The following is a 12,898-nucleotide window of genomic DNA, read 5'->3' as shown; positions in this document are numbered from 1 at the left end:
CACGGCAACTGCACCCATTGCGAGAGAATGGAGCTTGCCTAACGCAACGGCCACACCAGCATCAGCGTCGGGATGCTGACGATGACGATAACGATCGACAGCGGCAGGCCAAGGCGCGGATAGTCGCTGAAGCGGTAGCCGCCCGGCCCCATCACCAGCGTGTTGCACTGGTGGCCGATCGGGGTGAGGAAATCGCAGCCGGCGCCGATGGCGACCGCCATCAGGAAGGCCTCGGGCTTGTAGCCGAGCGCGCCGGCAAAGCTTGCGGCGATCGGCGCCATGACGAGCACGGTCGCGGCATTGTTGAGGAAGGGCGTCACGGCCATGGCCGCAAGCAGGATCAAGGTGAGCGCGCCAGCGGGCGGCAGGCCGGCGGCAACCGTGCCGAGCCAGCCGGCGATGACCTCGGTCCCGCCCGTCGTGCGGAGCGAGTCGCTAACCGGGATCAGCGCCGCCAGCATGACGAGGATCGGCCCGTCGACAGAGCGGTAGAAGTCGCGCAGCGGAATGATGCGGAAGACGACCATGGCAAGGGCCGCCGCAAAAAAGGCGATCGGCACCGGCACGAGGCCGACGGCGGTCGAACCCATGGCGGCTGCGAGCACGAGGAGCGGCAGCGGCGCCTTGCGCGTGGTGCCGAGCAGGATCTCGCGCTGGGCAAGCGGCAGGCAACCGAACTCCTGAAGAAACAGGGTGAGCTCGCGCCGCGTCCCCTGCAGAACGACGATATCGCCGGCCCGCAGGCGTATGCTGCCGAGCCGCTGCTTCAGCCGTTCGCCCTGCCGGCTGACGGCGAGCAGGTTGATGTTGTGGGTGTTGAAGAGTGCCAGCCGCTGGGCCGACATGCCTTCGATCGGCGAGCCGCTGCCCACGACCGCCTCCACCGCCTCGATCTCGGTATCGGCCTTCTCGCGGCTGCCCGGCGAGCGGTCGCCCGATATCTTCAACTTGCCTTGCGAGACGATGCGATCGAGCGCGCCCGGCCCGCCTTCCAGCAATAGGATATCCTCGGCTTCAAGCGTGACGTCGGGCAACGGCGCCAGATGCAGGCCACGGCGGAAAATGGCGATGACGACGGCGCCGCCGTCGCCGAGCTTGACCAAAGCGCTCAGCGACTTGCCGATCACAGGGGAGCCGGCGGCAACCACCGCCTCGGACGTATAGTCGGTGATCGCGATGGCCGAGTGGACCGACACCTGGCTGCTCGAGCGCTGCGGCACCAGCTTGTAGGCAAAGAGCAGGAAGATGCAGCCGACCAGCGCCAAGGTGGCCCCGACGGGCGTGAAGTCGAACATGGTGAAGCTCTCGCCGGTGAGCTCCTGGCGCACGCGCGAGACGACGATGTTCGGCGAGGTGCCCACCTGTGTCATCAGCCCGCCGATCAGCGAGCCGAACGCCATCGGCATCAGGAAGACCGAGGGCTGGACGTTGGAGCGCCGGGCAAACTGGAAGGCTACCGGCAACATGATCGCCAGCGCCCCGATATTCTTGATGAAGGCGGAGAGCACCGTGACGGTAATGACCAGCAGCGCCAGCTGCGCACGCACCGACGAGATGTTGGGCAGGAAACGCTGGATCGCGGCATCGACAATGCCGGAGCGGGCCACCCCGGCGCTGACGATCAGCGCACTGCCGACGATGATGACGATGTCGTCGCTGAAGCCGTCGAAGGCGTGATCATAGGGCACGATGCCGACAGCGACCGCGAGCATCAGCGCCGAGCAGGCGATCACGTCGTATCGAAACCGACCCCAGATGAAGAAGGCCATCATGGCGCCGATGACGAGAAACGCGAGAGACTGTTCGGCGGTCATGAAATACCCGGTCAAGCGATGGGACGGAGAAGCGATGAACCACTCGGGAAACGCGCGATCCGCCGGAACGTTCGCAAGACGTAGCGCATCTTTCTGCTGATCGGAATTCGGCCGGGCGACAAATCTGGGTATGAACACGAACAGTGAACGGCAAGAGACCGGTTCGACGCGCTGGATAGCCCTGCAGCAAAGCTGCGCCGGACTTGCGAACGCGACGCGCGCTCTTGGATTGACTTCAGAAAATTGTACAATAGATCAAAGTGTTGGGCCACGTATCCCGGCGGGCTCGACGATGAGACATCTGTCCGCAGCACGCGCGCCCTTAAAGAGGATCGCCGACATGAAAAATGCCCTTGCCGCACTCTCCGTCGTTCTCATTGTCAGTGGCTGCTCCGCCACCGCCGGCCCTGACATCAGCTACGGATACTCGCCAAACCTGCAGCCGATCCCCGGCAGCATCACCTATGGCGGTCAGCCGCGCACCAAGCTGAAGAAGGCGCCTGTCGGCAGCATCGTGCCGCACCAGTTCATCGATTCCTACGGACGCAAGGTCTACGAGACCTACATCATCGAGCCCGACCGTTCGTTGCGCCTCACCAGCCGCCGCTGGGCGCCGGATTTCCTCGGCTTCGACGACTGAGGTTTTGCCCCGATCCGTCAATGATCGAAATAGCAACGTTTGAAGAGGCGTTCCAATCTCGGTTACGTCGAAGGCAAGGCGGGCTGGCTTTTTACCCGCCGCCGCTGGATTGCTACTGGGCAGTTTCCCGGCGCCGTCGCGGGGCCACGCTGTTTGCAGACGCGCACACATTCGACAACGTCACGGGGCTGCGCCCTAAAGGAATGGCGCGGCGCCAGGGCTAGAATTGCCATGCTAGCAGAGAGCTCCCGGTCGGAGCCAACGTCGCGCTGACGATGATCGACCGAGATCCGCTCGCTTCAACCGAACAGTACAAGCGGTCGTAGAGCCATCGCGACGCGCCACGGCAAGGCATGCCGCGTGCCGACTCGCACTGCGCGTCGCGCATATGGTCGGCGAGCCACGGCAAGGCAGGTTTTACCGGCCGCGCCCGCCTCCACCGCGCCCGCCGCCTCCACGGAAACCACCACCGCCGCCACCGCGCCCGCCACCGCCGTGGAAGCTGCCGCCACCGCGATGACCGCCGCCGCCGCTGAAGCTGCCGCCACCGCGGTGACCGCCACCACTGAAGCTGCCGCCACCGCCAAAGCCGCCGCCACCATAGATCGCTCCACCGCCCCGATCGAAGTTCTGGAAACCGCCTCCGCCTTCGGGGAAGCGCCGGCCATAGCTGCGGCTCAGTTCATTGCGGTTGCCGAACTCCCGCCCAAGCCGGTCGATCGCGAGATAGTCGGGCGCGCGCTCGCGCACCTGTGGCCGGTTGCGGCCGGTCGCGGGCCTGTTGACGGCCCCACCCTGCCGGCGCTGCCCCGCCTGCGGACGATTGGCGGCAGCACTCTTGGCCGCATTTCTCAGGTCTTCGCCCTCAGGTCGCTGGACGGGCTGCCAGCCATCGGGCGTGTGCTTCTGCCATTGGCCGTTTTCGCGCTTATAGACATTGCCATTGCGGCCCGCATAGACATCGCCGCCCTTGCTGCCGACCGCAAAGCCGCTGTTACCACCGGTGTTCTTCCAGCGCAGGCCGCCCGCCGTACCGGTCGAACCGCCACTGATCTTGGCGAACTCGCCGCCGTGCTTGACCGAGACGCTGCCCCAGGAGCCGTAGACGCCCTGCCCGCCTCGGGCGATCGCCGCATTGCCCGTGGTTGGATTGTAGGCGGAGACGAAGCCCCTCGCGCCATTCGGCCCCGCGACAGCGCCGCCACGGAAATAGGTTCCCGTCTTCGGATTGTAGCCCGCGCCGACGACGAGGCCCCTGTTCGGGCCATAGGCATAGCCATAGCGCCCGAATGTCCCGTAGGCGGGATTGTAAAAGGCCCCCATGCCATAGGTGATCGGCGGCGGATAATATGGCGGCCAGTCCCCGCCGTCGTCATAATCCCAATAGGGCGGATAGTACCAGCCCGAGCCCCAGACGACCGTGTCCCAGGCGAGATACATGTAGAGATAGCCGAGCGTGTAGCCGTACCACACGGCGTCATCCTCGGTGTCATAAACCCGGACATAGGTGACGTTGTAGACGGGCGACGACGGGGGAATGGTGTAGATTTCGGCTGCGACCGCGCGCGCAACCGCAAACGGGCCGGTCGGCGTATCGCCGACGAACCAGATGCCGTCCTTGAGCAGGAAATACTTGTCGCCGACCTTGATGACCTGTTCGTTCGAATTGACCGCATAAAACATCGACGTGCCTTCGATCGGCACGAACTTCGGCTCGCCGCTATAGGTTGGCTCGACCTTGACCGATCCATCGGTCGCCACCCGCGCCATCCTCGGGATGCTGGCCCTCAGCCGTGCCTCGGCACTCTCTGACGTGCCCGGTATCGATGCGCGCGCGACGGAATACGGCGCGTCGCTCGGCAGGTTGAGGAAGTCGGGGGGCAGATCCGGCGTGGCGAAGGTCCATGGCCCCTCGAGCGACACTGAGGAGAACCACCGCCCGGACAGCAGCGTGTACCAGGTCTTGCTCGGCTTGTGATGGAAGACACCGCTCCTCGTGTTTGAGACCCATTCGAGCTCCGTGCCCCTCACCGGCTCGAGCGTCGGTTTTCCGTCGATATTCACGAGCTCCGCCGGTTTGTCCGAGTAGAAGACCCGCGGCACTTTCTTGTCGGCAAAGGCAGCCGGCGGAAGTGCAGCCTTCGCCTCCTTCCAGCTTTCCTCGTCGGGCAGCTTGGAAAGAAGGTCGGGAACGGTGTCGGCCGCAGCCCAGCCGTTCTCGAGCGCACTCGACTTCAGCCAGTTCTTCTCGTCGCGCAGATAGTAGGTGCTGTCCGCATCGACCTTGAAGAGGTCCCAGTTGGTGTTGGTGACGAAGGAAAGGCCCTCTACGCCCTTGACTGGAGCCAGGACCGCAGCGCCGTTGGTCTGAACGAGAATTGCCGGCGTCTCGCTCACGAATATCGGCGGCGGGTCGGCCTTGATGTCGGGCACGTCGGCAAGCCGTTTGAAGTCCGCAAGGCTCGCCGTCAACCGTTCCTGCGAGACGACAATCGGGTCTGACGGCAGCAGTTTGCCCACTTCAAGCGCCAGGTCCGAAAGCTGCTCGCGCCCGAGCGTCGAGAAATCGACGCGCGTCACCTTCACATCGGTCAGGGTCACGTTGCCGCTGTCGTCGTCGGCCAGCGTCTTGGCCGACGCCGCGATGATGCCGTAGGCGGGTTTGGCGTCCGCCGACATAATGACCTCGGCGGCGATCAGCGCGTCGAGCTGCTTGAAATCGGTCCAGTCGGAAATCTGCGGCTGGTAGAGCGTCAGTTTCGCCCCGGCGTCCGAGGCAAACACCTTTGGCCAGGCCGGCGTGTTTGCGTCGGACTGCTGCAGATACTTGCCGGCGACGAAACCGTTCGCGCCCGCATAGGAAACGGCGCACCACGTCGCTCCGGTATCGCATTCCTTGATATCCACCTCCTCGCCCTGGGGAATGACCCGCATGGACTGGAACCCGGTGTCCGGACCCGTTCTGAAATTGACGTTGGCCGTCAGCGTGGCGGGATCTGCAAAGGCGGAGGTCGAGAAAAACGAAACAACCGTGAGATAGGAAATCACTCTGCGCATGGCTGCCTCTTTGTTGAATGCAGCTCTACTTCTAAGAGCATGGGCAGCCTACGCCCCGACGAGGGTTTCGTCCAGAGCATCCTGCCTTCGAGCTCGATCACCTGAAGCCGGAAAGATGCTCTGGAATCAATGTTCTAGACCGTCACTTGCGCATTCATGCGAACGCACGGCGCGCAAGCTTGCGGTCGGTTTCGGACATCCTTTGCCGAATGAAACGAGCCGCCTAGGACGCTGGTGCGGCAGCGTGGCGCACGCTGCGGCAATCGCCATCGCGAAATTGCTCCGCCACCCAGGCTCGCAGCACCTTCGTTGCCGGACGTTCGGCCATGCGCGGGCTGTAGACGAGATCGTACCGGTCGCTTTCAAGCGTGAGCTCGAACGGTTGGACCAGGATTCCGGACGCCAGTTCCTCGGCAACCAGCGTCAGGCTGAGCAGGCCGATCCCCTGTCCCGCCACCACGGCCTGCACGGCATGGATCTCATCGGTAAAGGACAGACCGGCATTCGCGTCGATCCCTTCGAGCCCGGCACGTGCCAGCCAGTGACGCCAGACCGGAGCCTGCGACCCATCGCGTCGCGCCGTCCCCCAATCGAAATGAATGAGTGTCGCCTGCCGCAGATCCGAAAATCCGGCCGGCACAAGCCTCGGCGCACAGACAGGAGCGAACCGATCCGCAAACAGCGGCTCCGACACAAGCCCGGGATAGTGCCCGCTGCCGAGCCGGATGGCGGCGTCGGCATCCGCTTCCAGGTCGACGACGCGGTTGGACGCGTCCAGCCTCAGCGTCCAGTCCGGATGGGAGGCTCGAAACGAGCCGGCGAGCGGCGCAAGGCGTTTGGCGACGAAGGCGACCGTGGAGGTCAGCCGCGCCACCTGTCCGGACTGCTGCCGTCTGATGTCGGCGATTGCGAGCTCGAAGCGATCGAGGCCGTCCCTCAGCACCGGAAACAGCGCGTGGCCCGCGACGCTCAGATGAACCTGCCGCGTCCCGCGCTCAAAGAGCTTGACCTCCAGCATGTCCTCCAGCTGCCGGATCTGGTGGCTGACCGCCGTCGGCGAGACGTTCAGCTCCTCCGCCGCCAGCTTGAAACTCAACCGGCGGGCAGCCGCCTCGAAAACGCGCAGCGCACCGAGCGGCGGCAGCTTTCTCATGATCCCTCCAAGCATGATCTCAGCTCATCTATCAACTGAGAAATCGTCCTTTGTCAGCGCAATAGTCGCACAGCATATTGACTTCAACAGCCAAGGCAACAGCGTCGAGCTGAGAAAAACTCAAGCATCAGAGGACAGTCCCATGTCGATTGAACAGGTCATCACCAAGCCGGATCCCTACGCCCCCTTCCTGCTTTCCCAGGCCATCAAGGCGAACGGCTTCGTCTTCGTTTCCGGACAGGCAGCGATCGGCGACGACGGCGAGCTCGTCGGCAAGGGCGATTTTGACCGCCAGGCCGAGCAGGCCTTCCGCAACCTCGACCGTGCGCTGAAAGCCGCCGGATCCGGGCTCGACAGGATCGTCAAGGTCACGATCTTTCTGCGCTCGATGGAGAATTTCGCAAAGATCATCGAACTGCGCCGCAAGTGGTTCTCAGCCCCCTACCCGGCCGACAGCATCATCGAGGTCTCCTCGCTCTATTCGCCGGATGCATTGATCGAGATCGAGGCGATCGCGCTTGACGAGGTCCGCTGACATGGACGCTGGGGCAAGCAGACCGCGATCGGTGCCCATCGAACAGGTTGTCACCGAACCGGATCCCTATGCCCCGTTCCTCCTCTCCCAGGCGATCAAGGCCCATGGCTTCGTGTTCGTCTCGGGGCAGGCAGCCATCGGCAACGACGGCGAAATCGTCGGTCTCGGCGATTTCGACCGCCAGGCCGAACAGGCCTTCCGCAATCTCGAGCGGGCGCTGAAAGCCGCCGGCTCCCGGCTCGACAGGGTCGTCAAGACCACGATCTTCCTGCGGTCGATCGAGAACGCAGGCAAGCTCGTGGAGCTGCGCCGCAAGTTTCTTTCGGCGCCTTATCCCGCCGAAAGCATGGTCGAGATCCCGTCGCTCTATTCACCGCACGCGCTCATCGAAATCGAAGCGATCGCGCTTGACGAAGGCCACTGACATGAACGCACCACTGACCAACCCTTCTCCTGTCTTCACCGGCACCAGCCTGAAGGGGCTCGATTTTGCCAATCGCCTGTCGGTCGCACCGATGACCCGAATCAGCGCTTCGCCGCGCGGCGTTCCGGGCGACCGGATGCTCGCCTACTACACGCGCTATGCCCGAGGCGGTTTCAGCCTGATCACCACCGAGGGCATCTACACCGACAAGGCCTATTCCCAGACCTACAAGGGTCAACCTGGCCTGACCGGCCGGGAACAGGCCGACGCCTGGCGCCGGGTCACCGATGCGGTGCATGCCGCCGGCGGCCGCATCTTCGCGCAGCTCATGCATGGGGGTGCGCTTTCCCAGCACAATCCGCACCGCGCCGACACAGTCGGGCCGTCCGCCGTCCGCCCCAAGGGCAGCCAGATGGCCGGCTACCATGGCGAGGGTCCCTATGCCCTGCCGCGGGAGATCACCGATGTTGAAATCACCGAGGCGATCGACGGATTCGCCGGTGCCGCCCGCCTGGCAATCGAGGTCGCCGGTTTCGACGGCATCGAGATCCACGGCGCCAATGGCTACCTGCTCGATCAGTTCTTCACCGACTTTTCCAACCGGCGGACCGATCGCTGGGGCGGTGACATCCTGCAGCGCTTCAGCCTCTCGCTTGAAGTTCTGAACGCCGTGCGCGCCGCGATCGGCCCGGGCGTGCCGCTCGGCCTGCGCCTCTCGCAAGGCAAGGTGAATGATTTCAGGCACAAATGGGCGGAACGGGAGCAAGGGGCGGAGCGGGTCTTCGCGGCACTTGCAGCCAGCCCTGCCGACTTCGTCCACGTGACCGAATTCGAGGCCTGGCAACCGGCCTTCGAAGGCGGCAGCGCTTCGCTGGTGGATATCGCCCGCCGGCACGCGCCCGCGCTCTTCCTGATCGCCAACGGCAGCCTGCATGACCCGGCGCGCGCAGAACAGGTCATGGACGCGGGCGCCGACATGATCGCGCTTGGCCGCGGCGCACTCGTCAATCCTGACTGGCCGCGTCTGGTCTCAGGGCACAGCGCGTTGCGCCCGTTCGAATTGCCGTTCCTCGCGCCGATCAGTGACATCAAGGACAGCGAGATCGACATCTAGAATGGAAACGGCAACGACGGGCGCCATTGCGGGGCGCCCGTCGACGTCCGTCGAAGCGATCGGCGCCATCAGGCCGCGACGAACCGGTATGCCGCCCCGCTTCGCTCCGCCCGACCGATACCCGGATAGGCCCAGTGGTAGCCAAGCAGCGTCAGCCTTTCCGACGCGGCCCGATCAATCAGCGCCTTGCGATTCTTCAGCGCAACGTCGGCGTCGGTATCGAAGCCGAAGTGCCATTCCGGATGTTCGAAGAACACGATGTTGCTGGTCGCCGCATCGCCCGTGATCACCAACCCTTCACCGCCGGCCCCGTCGCTTCCCGAAAGCTGCAGCGAGATGTGGCCTGGCGTGTGCCCACGCGTGTCGAGCACCTGCATGCCGCTGATGATCTCGTCACCGGGCCGAACCAGCGTCAATTGTTCCCTGACGGCGAAGAGATCGCGCTGCGCCCCGCGGGCAAAGGCGTGCAGCGCCTTCGGCATGGCTTTCTCGAAATCCGGATCGGTCCAGAACTGCCATTCGGCCTCGGAAACGAAGTAGTGCGCGTTCGGAAACGTCAATCTGCCATCGGCGCCGAGCGTACCGCCGGCATGGTCCGGGTGGGCGTGGGTGAGAACCACCTTGGTGACGTCGGCCGGATCGATCCCGGCGGAGCGCAGGTTCGCCTGAAGCTTGCCGGCGCTGTCCTGGAAATGCGTGCCCGATCCGTTGTCGACGACGATCACGTCTCCACCGGCGCGGATGACCGGGATATTGGTGTGGAACGGCGCGCTCTCCGGCGTTCCGCCGAGACGCCGCATGATCTGCGGGCTCTCATCCTGCGTCGCATCCGGAAGCACAATGCCGACCGGCAGCATGATGAAGCCGTCGCTGACGACCGATATGTCGAAATTGCCGTGACGGAAGCGATGCAGATCGGCCGCCTTGGCGGCGGCCGGAGCAAAACCGGATTCCCGCGGCCGAAGGCTCTCGCTAACCGTCATTTCCTGTGTCATTGTCCTCACCCCTTTGACCTCTGAAACCCGCTTCCGTTCATGGAAGCCATGGTTGAATTGATAGATCGGCGGGCCTAACCTTTCGATCGGCAAAGCTGACAACAATGGGGGCAGAAGTGACAAAACGATCGGAAAACGATCCGGCGGAGATCGGCATCCTCGTCTACCCGCGTGCCCTGATGTCGGCTGTCCATGGCCTGACGGACATGTTCCACGTCGCCGGCATGCAGTCGACGGAACAGGGCGGCGTCAGCGCAGCGCAAATCCGTGTCAGCCACTGGAAGCTCCAGGACGACGGTACCGTGTCCAAAGCGAGAGACACCCACCCCGGCACCTCCTCCGGCCTGCTGGCGCTGATCCTGCCGCCAACCCTGTCAGATCTTCCGGTTGGCGAGCGCATGGGCAACCTGCCCGCCTTCGTGCGCCAGCAGCACGAACGCGGCACGACCATCTGCTCCGTCTGCGGCGGGGCCTACCTGCTGGCGGAAACGGGCCTTGCAGCCGGACGGACCATCACCACCCACTGGTCGCATCAGGAATTGATCGGCAACCGCTATGCTGACGTCCGCATCGATACCGACAAGCTGCTGATCGACGAAGGCGACATCATCACCGCGGGAGGCATGATGGCCTGGATCGACCTGGGCCTGAAACTCGTCGACCGATATCTCGGAACCGACGTCATGCTGGCAACGGCGCGCTTCATGATCATCGACCCCGGTCCGCGCGAGCAGAGCTACTACAGTGTCTTTGCACCGAAGCTCGACCATGGCGACACCATCATCCTGAAGATCCAGCATTGGCTGCATGGTGCCAGCACCAAGGGCGTGACGCTGCAGATGATGGCCGAACGCGCCGGCCTTGGAGACCGCACCTTTCTGCGCCGCTTCCAGAAGGCGACCGGCCTCAACCCGACCGAATATTGCCAACGCCTGAAGATCGCACGGTCGCGCGATCTGCTGGAGCGATCCCATCTCTCCATCGAGCAGGTGGCCTGGCAGAGCGGCTATGACGACACCAACGCCTATCGCAAGATCTTCCGCAAGATCCTCGGCCTTTCGCCGAAGGAATATCGCCAGCGCTTCTCTGTTTCGGACAGTGGGCGTCGGCTTGCTACAGCGCAGAACGAAATGGTGCCGGCGCTTTAACATGCTGCGGAGATTGCTCCAGTCCCCGACGCTCGATGAAATGATCTCGTTGCCACGATATCGCTGAACACGAAAAAACGCCGCGCGCCCTTTCGGGCGCGCGGCGTTTGTATGACCTTGAGCGGAATCGGATAGCAGCGGACCAACCGGCAAACTGTACGGCCAGCCGCAGACCGCTCATCTGTTGGACAGGCACGGAACCTGCCGGCTGTCCCTGGGCTTTAGGGTCTAGGCTCCGCGACACCCGCGCGCCGGTGGTCTACCCTTTGCCCACGATCACAAACACGAGGCGCCGGATCGCCTCGGCAAAGCTGACACCCAGCGCCATCGCCGCAATGCCGGTGACGCCGAGGGCGCCGATCCCCATAAGCTTCCACCGCCTGACGTCGTCGGTCACAGGTTTCATGTCCGAGATATCCGAGCCGATCGCCGAGACAGAGGTTTCGAGCTCACTGACCCTGTCGGCGAGTTGGTCCATGCGTCTGTGAACGCCGGCATGACTGAAGGCCGATTTGTCCTCGGCCCGCCTTGCCCCTTCCTCGACCCGATGGATGGACTCTTGCAGAGCACGCATCCCGGCAACAAGCTCTCCCAGCTGCCGATGAACGACGATGTCGATTTCAACGGACGACATCGTCACGACCCCCATGTTTACGGCATTCGGCCTTTGTCCAGATGTCCGCGGCGCAAAGGCCGACGATCGTCCGGTCGATCTTGCGCTGGTCGATCGCCGAGGCTCCGTGGGCACCGACCAGGTCAGTGCCGACCACCCCGCGCAGACCGGGAACACTGGCCGGTTGAGAAGTCCCACAAGCCACCAGCATCAAGACAGGAATCATATTCAAGGCGCTTTTCGTGAGCGCTGTTCTCGGCGTCATTGTTCTGCCTTTCGATGGCATTGGCGAGGGAACGAGCGCCGTCCTCGCGGATTTCGTGGACAAGCCAGGTGACGCCGGCGATGGCGAGGATGCCGGCCAGGAGCAGGTGCCAAGGCGCGATCATCTGGCCCATCCCATGCGCCGCGCCAGCAAGTACCACCCCTCGCAGATGAAGCCCGCCAGAAGCCCGCCTCCGACCTGCAGGAGCATTTGCATGTCCGGATCCTCGGCGATCAAAACACCCGCTTCCGGCGCCAGCAGCCCCTTCGCCACAAGCAACCCGGCGCCGTATCTGAGCAGAATGCGCACAACGGCGGCGTTCATCCGAACCACCTCGCGAGAATTTCCGCTATCGATCTTGGCAAGAAACGAGGGAATTGAGACGGGCGAACGGGGCTGGTATCCCCGTTCTCGCGCGTTTGCCGGGACGTGCCCGGGCGAAGAACGACAACGACGCCTTCGTCGCCGCGGCCCCCTGCGGGACGATCACCGCCATACCCGGATTCGCGCAGAGCTGCCTCGAACGCTCGTCCATAGGTCTCGATCTTCACGCCGTTTTGCCGGATGTCGCTGTTGATGATTGCCCGCGATGCGGCATAACGATAGGCGGCGATGGCCGAACCGCTGTCGTTCATGTCAAAGTCGGACAAGCGCTTGCCGGTGAAAAGTCCGCCGGTCATCCCGTCAAACAACACCCGGACTGCCGTCGCCACATCGCTCGCCCGATCGGGCGCTTCGGCCAGCCCGAACGTCGCATAATTCGCACGGCCGGTGATCTGCGCCAGCCCTCGCCCGCGATAGCGCCAGCCGTCATCCGCTCCGACATTACCGAGCCGTCCACCATAGACCCTGTTTGCGAGCGCCCGCGGGTTATTCGCGTATGGCTCGGCGCTTGCAAGTGTCGGAAATCGCGCCGGCCAGACCTGCATCAGCCGCCGTGCGGAATAGTTCAGGTTCTCCTCGACCGGCCGCATGGCACCGCCGGTCTCGTGATGAGCCTCGGCCAGCACAGCGGCGAGATGGAAGAGGCTTGTCCTGCGCCGCAACGCCTCATCAAGCACGGCTTCGAACCCTTCGACTTGCTGCCCGGAAAGCGATTTGCCGAACGCGCGACGACGCAGGGCCGCGTAAAACGCTGCT

14 protein-coding genes are annotated in these 12,898 nt (G+C 64.0%); 5 read left to right on the top strand and 9 right to left on the bottom strand.

What is annotated here, in order from left to right; all coding sequences use genetic code 11:
• Positions 1–38: 38 nt before the first annotated feature.
• A complete protein-coding gene (locus VGO12_RS09585; RefSeq protein ID WP_327512507.1) occupies positions 39–1,814 on the bottom strand; it encodes an SLC13 family permease in 1,776 nt (591 codons plus the stop codon).
• Positions 1,815–2,154: 340 nt separating this feature from the next.
• On the opposite strand from VGO12_RS09585, the gene VGO12_RS09580 reads away from it, so the two are divergent.
• Positions 2,155–2,454, top strand: coding sequence for a hypothetical protein (locus VGO12_RS09580; RefSeq protein WP_327512506.1), 300 nt, complete (start codon positions 2,155–2,157; stop codon positions 2,452–2,454).
• 417 nt (positions 2,455–2,871) lie between these two features.
• On the opposite strand, the gene VGO12_RS09575 is transcribed toward VGO12_RS09580, so the two are convergent.
• Both VGO12_RS09575 and VGO12_RS09570 read right to left on the bottom strand, forming a co-directional pair.
• Entirely contained in the window at positions 2,872–5,511 is a 2,640-nt protein-coding gene (locus VGO12_RS09575; RefSeq protein WP_327512504.1) for an SH3 domain-containing protein, read from the bottom strand.
• Positions 5,512–5,734: 223 nt separating this feature from the next.
• Entirely contained in the window at positions 5,735–6,679 is a 945-nt protein-coding gene (locus VGO12_RS09570) for a LysR substrate-binding domain-containing protein (RefSeq protein WP_327512503.1), read from the bottom strand.
• A 127-nt stretch (positions 6,680–6,806) separates the two neighbouring features.
• On the opposite strand from VGO12_RS09570, the gene VGO12_RS09565 reads away from it, so the two are divergent.
• From VGO12_RS09565 to VGO12_RS09555, 3 genes are read left to right on the top strand one after another with little or no spacing between them, the layout of a single operon-like run.
• Positions 6,807–7,199, top strand: a complete 393-nt coding sequence (locus tag VGO12_RS09565) for a RidA family protein (protein ID WP_327512502.1) — start codon at positions 6,807–6,809, stop codon at positions 7,197–7,199.
• Between the two features lie 31 nt (positions 7,200–7,230).
• On the top strand, positions 7,231–7,623 hold the full coding sequence (locus VGO12_RS09560; RefSeq protein ID WP_327512501.1) for a RidA family protein: 393 nt from the start codon (positions 7,231–7,233) through the stop codon (positions 7,621–7,623).
• A 1-nt stretch (position 7,624) separates the two neighbouring features.
• The gene (locus VGO12_RS09555) at positions 7,625–8,737 is read left to right on the top strand and encodes an NADH:flavin oxidoreductase (RefSeq protein WP_327512500.1); all 1,113 of its coding nucleotides are present in this window, start codon (positions 7,625–7,627) and stop codon (positions 8,735–8,737) included.
• A 68-nt stretch (positions 8,738–8,805) separates the two neighbouring features.
• On the opposite strand, the gene VGO12_RS09550 is transcribed toward VGO12_RS09555, so the two are convergent.
• Positions 8,806–9,732, bottom strand: coding sequence for an MBL fold metallo-hydrolase (locus VGO12_RS09550; RefSeq protein WP_414650700.1), 927 nt, complete (start codon positions 9,730–9,732; stop codon positions 8,806–8,808).
• Positions 9,733–9,848: 116 nt separating this feature from the next.
• Between VGO12_RS09550 and VGO12_RS09545 the strand changes: the two genes are divergently transcribed.
• Complete coding sequence (locus tag VGO12_RS09545) at positions 9,849–10,880, top strand: GlxA family transcriptional regulator (RefSeq protein ID WP_327512499.1); 1,032 nt, start codon at positions 9,849–9,851, stop codon at positions 10,878–10,880.
• A 259-nt stretch (positions 10,881–11,139) separates the two neighbouring features.
• Here the strand turns inward: VGO12_RS09545 and VGO12_RS09540 are convergent, their stop codons facing one another.
• From VGO12_RS09540 to VGO12_RS09520, 5 genes are read right to left on the bottom strand one after another with little or no spacing between them, the layout of a single operon-like run.
• Positions 11,140–11,529, bottom strand: coding sequence for a DUF1515 family protein (locus VGO12_RS09540; protein ID WP_327512498.1), 390 nt, complete (start codon positions 11,527–11,529; stop codon positions 11,140–11,142).
• Positions 11,501–11,719, bottom strand: coding sequence for a hypothetical protein (locus tag VGO12_RS09535; protein ID WP_327512554.1), 219 nt, complete (start codon positions 11,717–11,719; stop codon positions 11,501–11,503). The genes VGO12_RS09540 and VGO12_RS09535 overlap by 29 nt, the downstream gene beginning before the upstream one ends.
• The gene (locus VGO12_RS09530; protein WP_327512558.1) at positions 11,637–11,891 is read right to left on the bottom strand and encodes a hypothetical protein; all 255 of its coding nucleotides are present in this window, start codon (positions 11,889–11,891) and stop codon (positions 11,637–11,639) included. The genes VGO12_RS09535 and VGO12_RS09530 overlap by 83 nt, the downstream gene beginning before the upstream one ends.
• The gene (locus VGO12_RS09525; RefSeq protein WP_327512497.1) at positions 11,879–12,082 is read right to left on the bottom strand and encodes a hypothetical protein; all 204 of its coding nucleotides are present in this window, start codon (positions 12,080–12,082) and stop codon (positions 11,879–11,881) included. The genes VGO12_RS09530 and VGO12_RS09525 overlap by 13 nt, the downstream gene beginning before the upstream one ends.
• Entirely contained in the window at positions 12,079–12,819 is a 741-nt protein-coding gene (locus VGO12_RS09520; protein ID WP_327512496.1) for a hypothetical protein, read from the bottom strand. The genes VGO12_RS09525 and VGO12_RS09520 overlap by 4 nt, the downstream gene beginning before the upstream one ends.
• Positions 12,820–12,898: the final 79 nt, after the last annotated feature.

The organism is Ensifer sp., assembly GCF_035999135.1.
GTDB lineage: Bacteria > Pseudomonadota > Alphaproteobacteria > Rhizobiales > Rhizobiaceae > Ensifer.
Note: the sequence above shows the minus strand (reverse complement) of the source record. Positions and strands in the feature narration are given on the sequence as shown.